The organism is Variovorax multivorans, assembly GCF_051216835.1.
GTDB lineage: Bacteria > Pseudomonadota > Gammaproteobacteria > Burkholderiales > Burkholderiaceae_C > Variovorax.
Window position 1 is genome coordinate 1 of record NZ_JBPJZL010000021.1, and the last position, 16,931, is coordinate 16,931.

15 protein-coding genes are annotated in these 16,931 nt (G+C 59.9%); 10 read left to right on the forward strand and 5 right to left on the reverse strand.

Annotated features, from left to right (window positions below; all coding sequences use genetic code 11):
* The 10 genes from ACSFCA_RS33220 to rfbC (ACSFCA_RS33265) form a co-directional block, all read left to right on the forward strand.
* A partial coding sequence (locus ACSFCA_RS33220) for a sugar phosphate nucleotidyltransferase (RefSeq protein ID WP_435477469.1) occupies positions 1-333 on the forward strand: 333 nt, incomplete at its 5' end.
* A complete protein-coding gene (locus ACSFCA_RS33225; RefSeq protein WP_435462480.1) occupies positions 333-1,823 on the forward strand; it encodes a glycosyltransferase family 2 protein in 1,491 nt (496 codons plus the stop codon). The genes ACSFCA_RS33220 and ACSFCA_RS33225, both read left to right, overlap by 1 nt.
* A gap of 100 nt (positions 1,824-1,923) precedes the next feature.
* On the forward strand, positions 1,924-2,697 hold the full coding sequence (gene rfbF, locus ACSFCA_RS33230) for a glucose-1-phosphate cytidylyltransferase (protein WP_435462481.1): 774 nt from the start codon (positions 1,924-1,926) through the stop codon (positions 2,695-2,697).
* The gene (gene rfbG / locus ACSFCA_RS33235; RefSeq protein WP_435462482.1) at positions 2,694-3,758 is read left to right on the forward strand and encodes a CDP-glucose 4,6-dehydratase; all 1,065 of its coding nucleotides are present in this window, start codon (positions 2,694-2,696) and stop codon (positions 3,756-3,758) included. Before rfbF ends, rfbG begins: the two co-directional genes overlap by 4 nt.
* A complete protein-coding gene (gene rfbC, locus ACSFCA_RS33240) occupies positions 3,751-4,305 on the forward strand; it encodes a dTDP-4-dehydrorhamnose 3,5-epimerase (protein WP_435462483.1) in 555 nt (184 codons plus the stop codon). Before rfbG ends, rfbC (ACSFCA_RS33240) begins: the two co-directional genes overlap by 8 nt.
* Position 4,306: 1 nt before the next feature.
* Entirely contained in the window at positions 4,307-5,533 is a 1,227-nt protein-coding gene (locus ACSFCA_RS33245; protein ID WP_435462530.1) for a methyltransferase domain-containing protein, read from the forward strand.
* 2 nt (positions 5,534-5,535) lie between these two features.
* Positions 5,536-6,378: an NAD-dependent epimerase/dehydratase family protein gene (locus ACSFCA_RS33250; RefSeq protein WP_435462484.1), complete on the forward strand. Its 843-nt coding sequence runs from the start codon at positions 5,536-5,538 to the stop codon at positions 6,376-6,378.
* Entirely contained in the window at positions 6,378-7,445 is a 1,068-nt protein-coding gene (locus tag ACSFCA_RS33255) for a class I SAM-dependent methyltransferase (RefSeq protein WP_435462485.1), read from the forward strand. The genes ACSFCA_RS33250 and ACSFCA_RS33255 overlap by 1 nt, the downstream gene beginning before the upstream one ends.
* On the forward strand, positions 7,435-8,175 hold the full coding sequence (locus ACSFCA_RS33260; protein ID WP_435462486.1) for a cephalosporin hydroxylase family protein: 741 nt from the start codon (positions 7,435-7,437) through the stop codon (positions 8,173-8,175). Before ACSFCA_RS33255 ends, ACSFCA_RS33260 begins: the two co-directional genes overlap by 11 nt.
* A gap of 25 nt (positions 8,176-8,200) precedes the next feature.
* Positions 8,201-8,749, forward strand: coding sequence for a dTDP-4-dehydrorhamnose 3,5-epimerase (rfbC, locus tag ACSFCA_RS33265; RefSeq protein ID WP_093178321.1), 549 nt, complete (start codon positions 8,201-8,203; stop codon positions 8,747-8,749).
* On the opposite strand, the gene ACSFCA_RS33270 is transcribed toward rfbC (ACSFCA_RS33265), so the two are convergent.
* The 5 genes from ACSFCA_RS33270 to ACSFCA_RS33290 form a co-directional block, all read right to left on the reverse strand.
* Positions 8,743-10,293: a hypothetical protein gene (locus tag ACSFCA_RS33270; protein WP_435462487.1), complete on the reverse strand. Its 1,551-nt coding sequence runs from the start codon at positions 10,291-10,293 to the stop codon at positions 8,743-8,745. The two genes, rfbC (ACSFCA_RS33265) and ACSFCA_RS33270, sit on opposite strands and share 7 nt — an antisense overlap.
* 40 nt (positions 10,294-10,333) lie before the next feature.
* Entirely contained in the window at positions 10,334-11,311 is a 978-nt protein-coding gene (locus ACSFCA_RS33275) for a glycosyltransferase (protein WP_256330926.1), read from the reverse strand.
* Positions 11,312-11,384: 73 nt separating this feature from the next.
* Complete coding sequence (locus tag ACSFCA_RS33280) at positions 11,385-12,236, reverse strand: GDP-mannose 4,6-dehydratase (protein ID WP_093178324.1); 852 nt, start codon at positions 12,234-12,236, stop codon at positions 11,385-11,387.
* Complete coding sequence (gmd, locus tag ACSFCA_RS33285) at positions 12,233-13,270, reverse strand: GDP-mannose 4,6-dehydratase (protein ID WP_435462488.1); 1,038 nt, start codon at positions 13,268-13,270, stop codon at positions 12,233-12,235. The genes ACSFCA_RS33280 and gmd overlap by 4 nt, the downstream gene beginning before the upstream one ends.
* Entirely contained in the window at positions 13,263-16,919 is a 3,657-nt protein-coding gene (locus tag ACSFCA_RS33290) for a glycosyltransferase (RefSeq protein ID WP_435462489.1), read from the reverse strand. Before ACSFCA_RS33290 ends, gmd begins: the two co-directional genes overlap by 8 nt.
* Positions 16,920-16,931 lie beyond the last annotated feature (12 nt).

Below are 16,931 nucleotides of genomic sequence, written 5' to 3' on the forward strand. Positions count from 1 at the left end.
ATCGCCAAGGCTGTGAAGCCAAGCGCGCGTGGCGAGCTGGAGATCACCGCGGTGAACCAGGCCTACCTGGACCGCGATCAGCTGAACGTGCAGATCATGCAGCGTGGCTATGCATGGCTCGACACGGGCACGCACGACAGCCTGCTGGAAGCGGGGCAGTTCATTGCGACGCTGGAGCATCGGCAGGGGTTGAAGATTGCCTGTCCTGAAGAGATCGCTTGGCGCAATGGGTTCATTACAAGTGAACAACTCGAGAAGCTGGCAACGCCGCTGGCCAAGAGCGGGTATGGCAAGTACCTGAAGCATCTGCTGAGCGAAGAGGTCCGCTCTTAATGTCGGGGTACCCGATACGTGCCACTCCCCGGTTCAGCATCGTCGTACCGACGCGCAACCGTCCCGAGACCCTGCGCCATTCACTGGCGACCTGTCTCGATCAGGATTTCGATGACTACGAGATTCTGGTCTGCGACAACAGCGATCCGGCCGCAGCGGCGCAGGTGGCCGAGATCGTCGCCGTGGCAGCGTCTTCGCGCATCCGGTATTTGCCGCCCGAACGTCCTTTGGCGATGAGCGCCAACTGGGAGCGCGGTCTGAGTGAGGTTCGCGGCGAGTACGTCACGGTGCTCGGCGATGACGATGGGCTCATGCCCTACGCGTTGCGCGAACTGGATCGCCTGGCTTCGTACACGGGGGCCAAAGCCATGCGTTGGCAACGTGGAATTTACACGTGGCCGACGATCGGGATCGAAGGCGAAGCGAACCTCCTCGCCATCACGCTGTCCCGAACAATCACCGAGATCGACGGGCGAGCGCAGATTGCCAAAGTGATACGGTTCGAGGACGGCACCGACTCGCTGCCAATGATCTATTGTTCGGCCATTCACCGCGATCTGATTGCGCAGCATCGAGAGGCAACAGGGCGCGTTTTTCTGAACGTCTATCCCGACATCTACTCCGGCTTCGGCTTCGGGTATCTGGTGGGGTCCTATCTGTCGATCAGCACGCCTATGAATATCGCGGGTCTCTCGCATGCCAGCAATGGTGTGGCGACGCTGATGAAGGAAAAGAAGACCGCGATAGCGAGCGATTTCTCGCGACTGAATGAGGCCTTCGGCTATCGGAGGCATCCACTCGTACCGGACAAGATGATCCTCGCCCCCGTTCATGTTGCCGACTCCTTTCTCCATGCGAAGGACGCGCTCTTTCCCAATGACGACACGCTGGTGCTGGATCGAAAGGCAATCACCGAGCGTTATCTGGGAGCGATACTGGAAACAGCTCCCCAGGAGCGTGCCGAGGTGCGGCAGATCATCCGGGCCTCGATTGCCGACTGTGCCGAGTTGCTGCAATGGTTCGACACTCAGGCACCGGACTTGCCGCCCGCGTCTGCCCACACGTTCCGCCCTCGCCGGTTTGGATTTGACGGCGTCACGCTGAGCCTGGATGCAGCGCCGTTTGGCGTCAAGGATGTTTCGGGTGCGGTCAGCTTGACGACGTCGCTGCTCGGTATCGACAGGCAGGCTATTCCGTTCGATCTCCCATCCCTGCCCGACATGCGTGCACAGGTCGAGGCGGAAAGACAGAGCGCGCTGCGTGCGCATCACGAGGCGGCTGAAACCCGCCGTCAGACGCACGTCGACCTCACCGCTGCAGCTGCCAACACAGCCGACCTTGTGTCACAGGCACAAGCTTGGCGAGAAGCATGCGCGCAGTTGGAGCACAGCCTCGGCGAGGCCCAACGTATGGGTTCGTTGCGCTATGTTCCGAAACGGTTGGCGCGCAAAGCGCTCAGTTTGTTCAGAAAGCCTCCCACTGCTGCATAACGCCCCGAGCGAGGACTCGGGGCTTGGGTGCTTTCATCGCGTGCTGACAGCTATAGCGCCGTCAGGACCTTTTCCTTTTTTGAATTACGAAGTCAAAACGATGAAAGCAGTCATTCTTGCCGGCGGGTTGGGCACACGCATCTCGGAAGAGACCCACCTCAAACCCAAGCCGATGGTTGAAATCGGTGCGAAGCCCGTGCTTTGGCACATCATGAAGCTCTACTCGGCCTACGGCATCAATGATTTCATCATCTGCTGCGGCTACAAGGGTTATGTGATCAAGGAGTACTTTGCGAACTACTTCCTCCACATGTCCGACGTGACTTTCGACATGCGCAGCAACGAGATGAATGTGCATCAGCGCAAGGCCGAACCCTGGAAAGTCACGCTGGTCGATACTGGCGACGAAACCCTCACCGGCGGGCGCTTGAAGCGGGTGGGTGCTTACCTGAAGGACGAAGAGGCGTTCTGCTTCACTTACGGAGACGGTGTTGCGGACCTGCGAATCGATCAGCTGATCGACTTCCACCGCGCGCACAGTCGTCTGGCGACGGTGACGGCAGTCCAGCCCGCAGGGCGCTATGGCGCTCTCGAAAGGGATGGCGATGTGGTGCGGGGATTCATCGAGAAGCCCCGCGGCGACGGTGGCTGGATCAATGGCGGCTTCTTCGTCCTCTCTCCGAAATGCCTCGACTACATCGAGGGGGATCAATCCAGTTGGGAGGGACAACCGCTCGCCCAGATCGCGCGAGACGGCCAGTTGATGGCATTCGAGCACGGAGGTTTCTGGCAGCCGATGGACACGCTGCGCGACAGGACGCACCTCGAGCAGTTGTGGGCCAGCAATGCTGCGCCCTGGAAGGTGTGGTCGTGAACCGCGCATTCTGGCAAGGCAAGCGGGTGCTTGTGACGGGGCACACCGGATTCAAGGGCAGTTGGCTGGTACTGTGGCTGCGCAGTCTGGGCGCTGAAGTCCACGGTTATGCGTTGGCGCCGCCGACGCCGACCAACCTGTTCTCGGTGGCACGTGTCTCCGATTTACTGCAGAGTCACGTCGTGGCCGATGTTCGCGATGGCGAGGCCGTGCTGCAAGCCTTGCGAGCGGCTGACCCGGAAATCGTTTTCCACTTGGCAGCGCAGCCTCTGGTTCGCCAGTCTTACCATGCGCCGGTGGAGACATATGCCACCAACGTCATGGGAGCGGTCAACCTGCTGGAGGCTGTGCGCTCGTGCAAGGATGTACGGGCCGTCGTGAATGTCACAACGGACAAGTGCTATGACAACCGGGAGTGGGTCTGGGGTTATCGCGAAGGCGAAGCACTGGGTGGCTCCGACCCCTATGCCAGTAGCAAGGCCTGTGCTGAGCTTGTCACGGCCGCATACCGGGCTTCCTTTCTGGCGCAGGCCGGCATAGCGGTTGCCACCGCTCGGGCGGGAAACGTGATTGGTGGCGGGGATTGGGCCGATGATCGACTGGTGCCTGACTTCTTTCGTGCGGCCCATGCCCGTCGTCCGCTCGAGGTGCGCTATGCGGGCGCGACGCGGCCTTGGCAACACGTGCTGGAGCCTTTGTCGGGCTACCTGTTGCTTGCCGAGCGGCTGACGGAAGAAGATCCGCAGTTCGCAGCTGCGTGGAATTTTGGCCCGGCCGACGAGGATGCCGTGCCCGTGCGACAACTGCTGGATCGGCTGGTGAGCAAAGTCGAAGGAGCGCAGTGGCGGGAAACCCATGAGTCGGCCCTGCATGAAGCAGGCTATCTAAAGCTTGACAGCAGCAAAGCGAAGAGCGTGCTCGGGTGGCAACCGCGCTGGGGGCTCGAAGAGGCACTCGACAAGACTGTGGCATGGGACCGTGCCTGGCGCGGGGACGACGACATGCAGAAGGTCTGCCTTTCGCAAATCGAGACACATGAAGGCGCGGCGGCGCATGGCTAGATTCGTCGTTGACTCCACGGCGCTGGATGGCCTGAAGCTGATCCATCGGCGGAAGCTTGAGGACTCGCGCGGATTCTTCAGCCGCTTCTTCTGTGCCGAGGAACTGGCGCATGCCGGTTTCACGCAGCCAGTTGCACAGATGAACCACACCATGACGCGGCGCTGCGGCTCCGTGCGAGGATTGCATTTCCAGTACCCGCCCCATACCGAAGACAAGTTGGTCAGTTGCCTGCGCGGCGAGATCTTCGACGTTGCGGTCGATATACGCAGAGGCTCACCGACCTTTCTTCACTGGCATGCGGAAAGGCTCAGCGCTGAGAACGGTCGCAGCCTGTTCATTCCCAAGGGATTCGCACATGGATTCCAGACCCTCACTGATGACGCAGAATTGTTGTACCTTCACTCGACGCCCTACGTTCAAAGCGCGGAAGGCGGTTTGAACCCTGCCGATCCGATGCTTGCTATTGCATGGCCGCTGCCTTTTGCAGACGTGTCGCAACGCGATGCCGCGCATGCTCGCCTCACCCCTGAATTCGGCGGTATCTGATATGAAATGTCGCCATTGCCATGCGGAGCTCTCACTGCAATTGATGGACCTGGGGGCCTCGCCTCCTTCGAACGCATACTTGAATGCGGCGCAGCTTGCCGCGCCGGAGAAGTGGTATCCGCTGCGTGTGTTCACGTGCATGCAATGCTGGCTGGTACAGACGGAAGACTATGCGCACTATGCCGAGCTCTTCTCCAGCGACTATGCCTACTTCAGCTCGTTCTCGACGAGCTGGCTGGCCCACAGCAAACGCTATGTAGACGAAGTTGTGCAACGCTTCGGGCTGTCGTCGGCATCGCACGTCGTCGAAGTGGCAGCCAACGACGGCTATCTGCTTCAGTACGTGCAGCAGGCTGGCATCCCGTGCACCGGTATCGAACCGACGGCGAGCACCGCGCGGGCGGCGCGGGCCAAAGGGTTGGAGATCGTCGAATCGTTCTTCGGTGTCGCATTGGCCGAGCAATTCGTTGCCGAGGGAAAAGCGGCCGACCTCGTCGCCGCCAACAACGTGCTTGCGCACGTGCCGGACGTCAACGATTTCGTTTCCGGCTTTGCCAGGCTGCTAAAGTCCCACGGTGTGGCCACCTTCGAGTTTCCGCATCTGATGCAACTGGTGTCCGGCTGCCAGTTCGACACCATCTACCACGAGCATTTTTCCTACCTGTCCCTGGCTGCGGTGCGCCGATTGTTCGAAGCCAATGGGCTGAGAATTTTCGACGTGGAGGAACTTGCCACGCACGGAGGAAGCCTGCGGGTCTACGCACAGCGCAGCGATCGGGGCTTGCGTTCGATCGAGCCTCGTGTGGAAAGACTGCTGAACACCGAAGCCGAAGCAGGCGTCGAAACGGCGGCGTACTACGCGGGCTTTCAGGCACGCGCAGACGACATACGGGACGGTATCGTGACTTTCCTGATCGAAGCACGCAAGACCGGTAAACGCGTGGCTGCCTACGGCGCGGCTGCCAAGGGAAACACTTTGCTGAACTATGCCGGTATACGGCCTGGTCTGCTTCCCTGGGTCGTCGACCGCAATCCCGCCAAGCAGGGCCAATACATGCCGGGCAGCCGGATTCCAATCGTGGACGAAGCCCGCTTGCAGCGTGAGCAACCTGACTACGTGCTTGTCCTGCCTTGGAATCTCAAGGCGGAAGTGATGAATCAGCTTGCCTACATTCGCGAATGGGGCGGCCAATTCGTCTGTGCGGTTCCACGGCTCGAGGTTCTGTGACCATGAAAATCGCAGTTACCGGAGCAAGCGGTTTTGTGGGGCGCCATGTGTTGCGGGTGCTGGCCGATGCCGGCGATGCCGAGGTCGTGGCCGTGTCACGCCAGACACCCGGCTCGTGGATGCAGCCGGGTGTCCGTCATGTGAGCATCGACCTGGCAGCGGCACCCGCTGACGCATTCATCATGCTCGGGCGCCCCGATGTACTGATCCACCTGGCCTGGAGCGGACTGCCGAACTACCAGTCGAGGCATCATTTCGAAACGCACCTGTCTGAGCAATACCGGTTTCTCGAGCGACTCATGACCTCCGGCCTTTCGACGCTGGTGTGCGCGGGCACCTGCTTCGAGTACGGCATGCAATCCGGCGAATTGGTTGAATCGCTGCTGCCCGATCCCCGCAACCCCTATGGCTTCGCCAAGGATGCCTTGAGGCGGGAACTCGAGTTCCTTGCCGCAGATATAGGGGTCAAGTTGACCTGGGCTCGTCTGTTCTATATGTATGGCGAGGGACAGGCGGCAGGGGCGCTGTACAGCCAGTTCATGGCCGCTCAGGCGCGCGGCGATGCTGAATTCCGGATGTCCGGCGGAGAGCAATTGCGTGACTATCTTCCAGCGGAAGATGTCGCGCGCTATTTGTCTCTGCTGGCTCGCACAGCGTCGGGCAACGGCATCGTGAATGTCTGCTCGGGCCGGCCGACGTCGGTGCGATCACTTGTCGAGGGTTGGCGAGAGGCGCTGGGCGTGCCGATGAAGCTTGCCCTGGGGCACTTTCCCTATCCGAGCTATGAGCCGATGGCGTTCTGGGGCAGCAATGCCAAGTTGCTGCAGTTGACGGAGGCGCGCTGATGCAGCACGAACTCTTGCGCATCGAGGGCTTGCCGGTCTTGCAAAACCGGGTGTTTGACAGAGCCTCCTCAGGAATGGCTTCGCCGCAAGGCAACATGGTCCTCGTCCAGGACCTGAGCAGCGGCCTGGTCTTCAACCGGGAGTTCGACCCGGACCTGCTGACCTACGACGCCGACTACCAGAACGAGCAGGCGTGCTCATCGGTTTTTCGGGAGCATCTGGATGCGGTCTTGTCTATCATCCGGCGCCATTTTCAGACTCCATCGCTGATCGAGGTCGGCTGCGGCAAAGGCTATTTCCTGAATCATCTGAGAGCGGCAGGCTACGACGCAACGGGAATCGACCCCGCTTACGAAGGAGACAGCCCGCACGCCATCAAGGCCCCGTTCTCCCCGTCGCTGGGCTTGTCTGCAGATGCACTCGTGCTTCGGCATGTGCTGGAGCACATTCAGGAGCCAGTGCGTTTTCTGCAGGACATTGCGCGAGCCAATGCGGGCCAAGGCAAGATCTACATCGAGGTGCCGTGCTTCGATTGGATCTGCGAGCGGCGCGCGTGGTTCGACATCTTCTATGAGCATGTGAACTACTTCCGGGCTGCCGATTTCCGGCGCATGTTCACGCGCATCGATGAATTGGGCCACGTGTTTGGCGGACAGTATCTTTACGTGGTGGCCGATCTCGCGTCGTTGCGGCAGCCGGCTGGGGAGTTGCAGGACCAGGTCGAGTTGCCGGGGAGCTTCTTCTCGGGCATCGAACAGAGCAAGGCTCTCGCGCGGGCGACCCCGGGCCCGAAGGCCATCTGGGGCGCCTCCTCCAAGGGCGTCATTTTTTCTCACCATCTGCGGGCCGCAGGCATCGAGTTCGATGTGGCGGTGGACATCAACCCCATCAAGCAAAACAGATACATGGCGGGCACTGGGCTGAGGATCGTGTCGCCGGAAGACGCGTTGCAGATGCTGCCGTCGGATTCCCTCGTGTTTGTGATGAACTCCAACTATTTCGACGAGATCGCGAATCAGTCTCGCGGCAGGTTTCGTCTTGTTAAGGTAGACCAGAATGACATTTGAAGCTGAAGTAACGGCGCGCGTAGCAGCCAACGAAACCAACGAGACCTTGCAGGGCGATGCAAAGGCCTTGATGAAGTCTTCCATTCAGGCTGGCTATTCCTACAACTTCTCCTGGTTGGGCCGCCCGATCATCCAGTATCCGCAGGACATCGTGGCAATGCAGGAGATCATCTGGTGCGTACAGCCGGACCTGATCATCGAAACCGGAATTGCACACGGCGGGTCGCTCATCTTCTCCGCGGCCATGCTCGAGCTGAATGCCGCATGCGGAGGCCCTGCCGATGCGCAGGTGCTCGGAATCGATATCGACATCCGTGCGCACAACCGCAAGGCCATCGAGACGCATCCGATGGTCAAGCGCATCTCGATGATCGAGGGTTCCAGCATCGCGACGGACGTGATCGAGAAGGTTCGCACAGTCGCATCCGGAAAGCGCAGCGTGCTGGTGTGCCTCGACAGCAACCACACCCATGCCCACGTTCTCGACGAGTTGCGGGCCTATGCGCCGATGGTGACCGTCGGCAGCTATTGCGTCGTGTTCGACACCGTCGTGGAAGATCTGCCTGAGAGCATGTTCCCGGACCGGCCCTGGGGCCCTGGCGATAACCCCAAGACGGCGGTTCACGAATTCCTCAAGACCCATGCAGCCTCTTTCGAGATCGACCGCGCCATGGACAACAAGTTGCTCGTCAGCGTGGCGCCGGACGGTTACCTCAAGCGCGTGGCTTGATCCATCACTCTCTGATTCCCCAATCATGAAAGCAACATCTACATCCATTCCCGACGTTCTGGTGATCGAACCCAAGGTCTTCGGCGACGCACGCGGCTTCTTCTTCGAGAGCTTCAACCAGAAGGCTTTCGACGAGGCCGTTGGCCGGCATGTCGACTTCGTGCAGGACAACCATTCCCGCTCGGTGAGGAGTGTGCTGCGTGGATTGCACTACCAAGTTCAGCAGCCACAGGGGAAGCTCGTACGCGTGGTCAGCGGCGCGGTGTTCGACGTGGCGGTAGATATTCGCCGCTCATCGCCGACCTTCGGTCAATGGGTTGGTGTCGAGCTCTCGGAAAGCAACCACAAGCAGCTGTGGGTGCCGGCGGGATTTGCCCATGGCTTCCTGGTGCTGAGCGAAACCGCCGATTTTCTCTACAAGACGACTGACTACTACGCGCCGGCGCATGAGCGATGCATTCGCTGGGACGATGCGTCGATCGGCATCGAGTGGCCGGATACTGGGGCTGTCCCTGCGTTGTCCGCGAAGGATGCGGCAGGGCTGAGCTTCGATGCCGCTGAAATATTTCAGTGAATTTTTGGTGGAGCGTCGTGAATCAATTTCGGCATGCCGAGCCTGAATCGATAGGTTGAAGCCTTCATCGTCAGTTCACCGGCGGGCAGGTTCACGCCCTTGTCGGGTGTGAGCACGAATTCCTTGGCACGCACCCGTTTATTGAAGAAGACTCGCACGCCCCATGGCGCGGGCAGCAGCCGGAACTCCTTGACGCGGTTCAGCGGCTTTCCGTCCGCGAGCATATGGTGATCGCCAAGGTAAATTTCATTGAAGCCGCCGGCCATGCCATAGAAATCGATGAAGTCGATACCGTCTCCGTTGGTCGAGAAGACGACCCGGTTGTCTGGCCCGATCTTCTCGAGCGCAATCGGTGACGCTGGCTTGACCTTGTACTGTGGCGACAGCAGAGCAGCAACTGCGATCAGGACCACCAGTGTCCGAACCGTCAGGCCCTTCGGACGAGAGCTTGCCGGACTCTGGAAAATCCATCGCACGACAAGCCATCCAAAGAATGCCAGGTACGGGAACATCCACTTGAAGTAGTGGATGTTGTAGTAGCGGTAGACGCCGTTCGGAAGCAGGTCTCCATAGGGGGCGTACAGGCAGAACTGCAGACAGAGGGCTGCAGCCATCACCCGAAGCATTGCGGATCCGCGCACCAGCGCTGCGGTCACTCCGATGATGCTCAAGACCAACCACGGAAAGTGTGTGATCAGCGCCCCGTTCGGCTCGAGAAAGACGGTATTGGAGTCGAAGACGAGCGAGAAGATTTTTCTGGGCAGTTCCAGCGGGAAGTAGCCGGACGCCGTAGCCGTCGACTGGAAGTAGCCCCCCAGTACATGGCCATGGACTTTCAGGTTGAACAGGAAGAAGAGCCCCATCCCGACGAGCAGGCCAGCACCGAGTGAGACGGCCTGAGCGAGCAAGAGTGCTGTGCGTCTAGGCGCTGCGGTCCCGCTCAGGCTCTTGAACGAGAAATACAGGTAGGCCGGATAGAAGACCGCTGCCGCCCCTGCGTCCACAGGTCGAAGAATGGCCAGCAGGCTGAACGCACTCGAAAAGAGAAAGGCCTTGGCGCTCTGCAGCGCCATGCCGTCACTCGGCTTCTCTTGTTTAGACTTTTGAAGCAGTTGATAGATGGTGACCGCGTAGATCAGCGTCGTACCCGTGGTGGTCCAGGGGATGGCGAAGTTGAGGATGATGATTTCGTTGAAGTACAGCGAAATCGCCAGCAGCGCGAACGCCTCCAACTGCGACATGTAGCGCGTTGCGAACGCTACAAAAACGTACGCAAACGCCAGCAGGCTCAGCAGGTTGAAGAAGAAGAACGGATGCACCGGCAAGACCGGCATGAAGATCGATCCGATCGCCGGGTACAGCGGTGGGTAGGCGTGCTTGGCGTGAGAAAAATCGCCAATCCTGATGGCCGCTGCCGCCTTGATGTACTCGCCTTGATCGAACCAGCCCCACCATCCGCGCGGGTACTCGAGGTTGTTGCCTGGCAGCGCCGGGTGGTTCAGGTAGAAGTAGCAGTAGACCAGCGTGCCCAGACCCAGGACCAACCAGATCGGAATTCTTGTTTCTCTTAGGTACCTCATCGCGTCAGTGCTCGGTGGCATCAGCGCGCGTGGCTGGAATTCCCAGGAAGGCCAGGCACTTCATTTCATGCCGGCCTTGAGTGATATTCTGCAGAATCAACCCGCACGTCAGCGCAAGCATGGCCATGAGCATGAGAGAGGCGGACAGCACTGCTGTCGGCAGGCGCGGGACATTGCCGGCCTCGAGATACTGAACGAGAAGAGGAAAGGCCAGCACCAGCGCCGCAATGCAGAACGCGGCAGCCCAGCCGCCGAAGAATGCGATCGGGCGCTCGCTGGCGTGAAGCCGAATGATCGTCTTGAGAATGCGCCAGCCGTCGCGGTAAGTCGACAACTTGCTGGCCGATCCCTCGGGGCGCGATCCGTACGGAGTCATTAGTTCCCCGTAGGGCATGCGCAGTTCGAGCGCGTGCACTGTCAGTTCGGTTTCGATCTCGAATCCCCGCGACAGTGCGGGAAAAGACTTGGCGTACCGGCGCGAAAACACCCGATACCCTGACAGCATGTCATTGAAGTCGCCGCCGAAAATGCCTTTCACACTCCCGGTGAGCATCTTGTTGCCCCATTGGTGCCCGCGCCGGTAGGCGGCCTGAGCATCTTCGGCACTGGTCTCCCGGCATCCCACGACCATGTCTAGGCCCTCGTCGAGAAGCTTGTCCACCATCCGGCAAACCGAGGATGCATCGTAGGTCCCGTCGCCATCCACCATCACGTAGACGTCCGCCTCGGTGTCCGCGAACATGCGCCGCACGACATTGCCCTTGCCGCGCAGGGTGACTGTTCTCACGTGCGCATTTTCCGCCCTGGCGAAATCCGCGGTCCTGTCGCTCGACATGTTGTCATAGACGTAGGCGTCGATGCATGGCATGGCCGCGCGGAAGTCCCTGACCACACCGGCGATGGTGGGATCTTCGTTGTAGCAGGGAACGATCAGCGCAACGCGCTGCCCTCGATAGAGAGTCGTCGACATGGACTGGCTCATGATGTTGTTATGGTTGATCAAAACGGGAATTGGGAGGTTCGAACGTTATCTCGTTGCGGTCTTGGCGGCCGCATCAGAGCATGCGCGCCAAGGTGTCTTGAAGCGTCGGCGGTGCAAAAGCCACACCACAGTCGCGCAGCAAGGCATTCAGCTTGTCGGGGCTGCCGCAGAGGCGGTGCACCTCGTTCTTGCGAACGAAAGCAGGATTGACCTCGACATCCATGCGATGGCCGGTGACCTTTTCGAAACATGCAATCACCTCTCGCAGCGTATGGGGTTGACCCGAGCACACGTTGTAGGCTTCACCGGGACGGCCGTGCTCCATGAGGCAGAGGTAAGCGTCGCACACCATTTGCACGTCGTTGAACTCGCGTTCCACATCCAGGTTGCCGAGCGAGATGGAACTGGCCCTCTCGGCGAAATGCTTGGCGAGCTTGGGGATTACGAAGTTGATGTCCTGGCCGTGGCCCGTGTAGTTGAACGGGCGAGCAATGACAAGGTTCAGCCGCTCGGCAAACGTTCTGGCCATGTATTCCATCGCCAGCTTGCTCATCGCGTAGTGGTTGACGGGCGCTGGTGGCTGGGTTTCAGTCAGCGGCGATTGTTCGCTGTTGCCGTAGATGTTTGCACTGCTGGCGATTAGCACGCGATGCGGCGCAGATGGCAGTCGTGTCAAGGCTTCGAGCAGGTTCGTCGTGCCGACCACATTCACTGCGTAGAACGCACTGCTGTCCGTATGCCCGACGAAGCTGATGGCCGCCAGATGCACAACGACCTGCGGCTGCACCGACAGCACCTCGCGAGTCAGCGCTTCGCGGTTCGTCAGGTCCGCCTGCATAGGGACGACGTTGTGGCCGGCGGCGGCGGCCCGATCTGCAAAGTAGCGACCGGTGAACCCCTCTGCGCCGGTCAGGAAGATCTTCAAAACGAGAAGCCCTTCTTGTTCCGCTCAAGGTCGGCCTCGACCATCATCTGGCACAGCTGTTCCAGCGTGGTTTGCGGCTTCCAACCGAGCTTTTCGTGCGCCTTGGCCGGGTTGCCGATCAGCAGCTCGACTTCGGCTGGACGGTAGAACTTCGGATTCACGCGCATCACCGCCTTGCCGGTGGCGGTGTCTACGGCAGATTCGCCTTCGCCGGTTCCCTTGAACTCGACGGCAATGCCGGCGCCCTTGAAAGCCATAGTCACGAAATCGCGAACGGTTTCAGTGCGATTGGTCGCAAGCACATAGGTGTCCGGCTCGGCGACCTGCAACATGCGCCACATGCCTTCGACGTACTCTTTGGCAAAGCCCCAATCGCGCTTGGCGTCGAGGTTGCCGAGTTCCAGAACGTCGAGCTTGCCGAGCTTGATCTTGGCGACGCTGTCGGTGATCTTGCGCGTCACGAATTCGCGGCCACGCAGCGGGCTCTCGTGATTGAACAGGATGCCGCTGCAGCCGAAGATGTCGTAGCTCTCGCGGTAGTTGATCGTCATCCAGTGTGCGTAGAGCTTGGCGACGCCGTAGGGGCTTCGCGGATAGAAGGGCGTGTCTTCGACCTGCGGCACGGCCTGGACTTTGCCGAACATTTCCGAAGTCGAGGCCTGGTAGAAGCGGATCTTGGTGTTCGTCAGGCGAATGGCCTCGAGCAGGTTCAGCGCACCCACTCCGGTAATCTGGGCGGTGGCTGCGGGCTGGTTGAAGCTCACGCCCACGAAACTCTGCGCAGCAAGGTTGTACACCTCGTCTGGTACGGTGTCGCGAATCAGGGACAGGGAACTGCCTAGGTCGGTCAGGTCATATTCGACGAGGTGCAGGTTCGGGTCGTTCTGAATGCCGAGTTCCTCGATGCGCCAGAAATTCACCGAACTCGTGCGGCGGTAGGTTCCGTAGACGACATAGCCCTTGGCCAGCAGCAGTTCGGCCAGATAGGCCCCGTCTTGGCCCGTGATTCCAGTAATGACAGCTCTTTTATTCATGACTCAACTCTTCGAGGGGTTTGGATTGGATACAGGGTGTGCCGGCATCGGCACAACGGACCAGCTTCAACAGGTCTTGCGTGGTTTGGCGCCAAGTCAGCCATGGCATGGCGTCCGACTTCGGGTGGGACTGTTCCTTGAACAACGCGAACCATGACTGGATGGCGTCCGCCAGCGCATTAGCCGTGATTCCATGGAAATAGTATGCATTTTGCCCTGCCACCTCCTTGAAGACTGCCAGATCCCTTGCAATGATCGGAATCTTGTGGCGTGCGGCCTCGATCAGGGGTAGCCCGAATCCCTCGCCCTCCGAGGCCGCGACCAGGCAGGTCGAGGCGCCATAGATGCGTTCGAGATATTCGTCACTGATGTTGTCCAGCCAGAAAAGCCGCTTGCCTGCCTCGGGATGGTTGCGCAACCTCTCGGCCAGCCTGTCGATGAGCCAGCCCTGCTTGCCCACGACAACCAGATTCGCATCGACCTCGAGCCCCCAGAGCAGGTCGAAGGCGTCAAGGGTCTGCGTGTGCCCTTTGCGCGGCTCGACGGTTCCCACTGTCAGGAAACTCGGGCGCGCCTGCAGCGACTGCAGGATCTGCTCGGCATTGGACGGGAGGCCCTTGCTCGGGCTCGAACTCTCGATGTCTGCGCCGATATGAAACCAGCCGATGTCGAAATGCCTTGCTCGTGCGGGATGAACCCGTTGCATATAAGCAGAAAGATCGTCTGCCACTGACTTCGAAATACAGAATGCGCCGTCGTAGGCCGCAATGGCGTCCAGCCATTGACCGAAACCCTGGACGGTGCCGTCGACAAAATGCTGCGGCATTTGAACGCACAGCAGGTCGTACACCACGAACAGAACCTTGACCCCGGCGCGGTGCATGGTGTCCAAGGCGCTCTTTTGCGCACACACCACGTGCGGATGGAAGTCCAAGCCCAGGAAGATGTCCTCGGGATAGAAATCGACAGCTTCGTCGGAAACGCCATGCTGAAAGTTTTTTCCGCTGAACTTGTTCAGGAAATTCCTTGCAGCGAAGTAGCCCTTCGTTTCCATCGTGGCATAGACGGGCACGATCTCGAAACCGGTTGGCGGGTTCTCGAGCAACTCCTTGAGAATGCTTCGGGTCACGCGCTGGATGCCGGTCTTGGAATCGCGGTGAACGAGCTCCGAGACATCGACGAAGATGCGGGCACCGGAGTTGGTCGGGCGAATGCTCGACGTGATGCAATGGGCGATTGCGACGACATCATCGTCGCCCTGACTGCGCAGGTAAGGCCCAAGTGCAGCAACCAGTTGGTTGGTGATGGCCTTGTTCGTCAACACCGGCTCGGAGGTCGAGACGCCTGTCGCATTCACCGTCTCCATGACTAGGTCATAAACCTCGTCGACTGTGATGTCAGACAGGCAGTACAGCTCGTACTTGCAGTCCGCGCGGGTCGAAATGTGGCAGGGAGAGCAATCGGCCTCTCGATGGATGACGAAGCTGTTCGGGAACACGGGTGCCCACTCCGCCGCCGTTTCGTGTCCCCCATAGACGCCGACTACCGTCAAGCCAAGATATGAGGCGATGTGGGCGCCGCCCGAATTGTTGGCAATGCAGACGGAGTTCTGCGCGACCGATTCCATCAGCGCGGGAATGCTCAGGCCCGCATGCGCAATCACCTTTGGTGAGGAGTCGAAAGCGTGTCTTTGCACTTCAGACGGCGATGCAAAGAAGATGTTGATCTCCGTCACGCTGTCCGAAGTACAGAGCCTGGAAACCAGCGCCTGAAACTTCGCGACCTCCCATTCCTTGACATCGTTGCCCGCATACGGGAACAGCGCGATGGAGCCCTTTTTTCTTTCCGTCGACGCGAAAAGGCGAGGCAATGAAATGAAATCGCCCGGATCGGCGGGAAGCGCATCGACCAGCGCGAGCATCTGGTTGCTGATGGAAGTGCGGTTCATCGAGGTTTCGAGGAACGGCACGTCCGGGACCGCGTCCAGCGCGATGCCGAGTACAGAGTCGACGGCCGGATCGAAGGTCTGGTAGCCGACCTTCAGCTCGGCCTTGACACCCGTCAGCACAAAGCGCGTGTCGCTTTGCCTGCGCAGATCGATGGCAATGTCGAACGCGCCAAGCTGGGCGAAGAAGGATCGCAGTTCCTCCTGGGCTACCGATGCCTGGCTCGCGGATTGCTTCTTGAAGTAGTCCAGAGTGTGGATCTTGTCGAAGAAAGGAAACATCTTCGCCAGCTCGAGGTTCCAGCTGCCCACCGCGATCTCGAGTGTTGAGTCGGGGTAGCGCGCCTTCAGTTTGGCGATGGCCGGCATCGAGAGGATCAGGTCTCCCAGATGGTCCAGCTTGAGCACCAGGATGCGCTTGTGGCTGGGCTGGAATATGGTCGTCTTTTCGATGCGCGAGAGACGCGTGGTGCCTCTTGTTGCCTGGGCAGCGAAGCGTTCGAGGGCATCGATCGCCTTGCGGGCGCTCTTGTCCCAAGAAAACGCCGATGCCTGTACGGAGGCATTGCGCAACAGCAATGCGCGAAACGCCTCGTCCGTCAGAGCTTGAAGCATCTTGTCCCTGATGGCCTCGATCGACTCGGGGTTGAACATCGCCTCGCTGGAACCGATGACCTCGGGCAGGCTGGTACTGTTCGCGACGATGACCGCGGCGCCGCAGGACATGGCTTCCAGCGGTGGAATCCCGAAACCCTCGTGGGTGGAGGGAAAGACGAAAAGCTTGCACATGTTGTAGAGCGCAAGCAGCTCTTCGTCGGATATGTAGCCGGTGAAGACGAGCTCATCGCTTCCCAGTCCGGCTTCTCTGGCGCGGGTCTGCAAGGCCGTGACTTCGCCGCTGGGCATGCGGCCTGCCATGACGAGCCGGTGAATCTGGCGAACGTTGGCGGGCAACTGTGCATAAGCCGCAACCAGGCGGGCGAGGTTCTTTCGTTCGTCGGCGCCACCTGTATAGAGCACGAACTCCCGCGGAATCGAGAACTTCGCACGAATGGCCTGCTGCTCGGCCTCGGCCACTGCGATTTTCTTGAACGAGACATCGCACGCGCCCGAAATATTCGTCACGTCGTCTGGCGCGAATGAAAGCCCCTGCAACGCTTCGCCACGGGCGCTTTCGGAGATGGCCAGCAAGAGCTTGCTGCGCTTGAGCGATTCGATCTTGCGCGCGTAGTACTCCTGGCGAATTGGACTGGAACGAAAGTGAATATCGGGGTTCAGCAGCGGGATGAGGTCGTACAGGATGACAGCCGTCGGCGTCTTCGTATCGAAATTGCCGACGCTGACAACCGCGTCGTCGCCCAGTCCCTCGAAAAGGCTTGTCACCAGCACCACGTCAGGCTTGAGCGAAAGAATGAAGGCTTCGCGCACGTGCTCCGCAATTTCCCGACGCGTGCTATTGGCGGGGTCGAGTTCGCGCGCGGGCCCCAGCGAATTCCAGACGCGGATGTTCTGGCGCGGAAGAATGTCTGCAAAGGCTTCCCTGATGGCGTCGATCGAATCGGGCAACAGCCCGTTCAGTGCCAGGAAGACTTCGTGCTTTTCCGCAGCTCGTGCAATGGCCAAGGCCAGCGAGAGGCTGTACCGTCCGATTCCGCGGAATCGGCTTTCGGTCTGGGCTCCCTGCATGTCAATGATGATTCGCATCGGATTTACTGG

Bases quoted from the DNA above. Each gene is read 5' to 3' on its own strand.
- gmd (WP_435462488.1), bottom strand. From the start codon at position 13,270: ATGAATAAAAGAGCTGTCATTACTGGAATCACGGGCCAAGACGGGGCC.
- rfbC (WP_435462483.1), top strand. From the start codon at position 3,751: ATGGCTAGATTCGTCGTTGACTCCACGGCGCTGGATGGCCTGAAGCTG.
- rfbC (WP_093178321.1), top strand. From the start codon at position 8,201: ATGAAAGCAACATCTACATCCATTCCCGACGTTCTGGTGATCGAACCC.
- ACSFCA_RS33260 (WP_435462486.1), top strand. From the start codon at position 7,435: ATGACATTTGAAGCTGAAGTAACGGCGCGCGTAGCAGCCAACGAAACC.
- ACSFCA_RS33225 (WP_435462480.1), top strand. From the start codon at position 333: ATGTCGGGGTACCCGATACGTGCCACTCCCCGGTTCAGCATCGTCGTA.
- ACSFCA_RS33255 (WP_435462485.1), top strand. From the start codon at position 6,378: ATGCAGCACGAACTCTTGCGCATCGAGGGCTTGCCGGTCTTGCAAAAC.
- ACSFCA_RS33250 (WP_435462484.1), top strand. From the start codon at position 5,536: ATGAAAATCGCAGTTACCGGAGCAAGCGGTTTTGTGGGGCGCCATGTG.
- rfbF (WP_435462481.1), top strand. From the start codon at position 1,924: ATGAAAGCAGTCATTCTTGCCGGCGGGTTGGGCACACGCATCTCGGAA.
- ACSFCA_RS33275 (WP_256330926.1), bottom strand. From the start codon at position 11,311: ATGAGCCAGTCCATGTCGACGACTCTCTATCGAGGGCAGCGCGTTGCG.
- ACSFCA_RS33290 (WP_435462489.1), bottom strand. From the start codon at position 16,919: ATGCGAATCATCATTGACATGCAGGGAGCCCAGACCGAAAGCCGATTC.
- ACSFCA_RS33245 (WP_435462530.1), top strand. From the start codon at position 4,307: ATGAAATGTCGCCATTGCCATGCGGAGCTCTCACTGCAATTGATGGAC.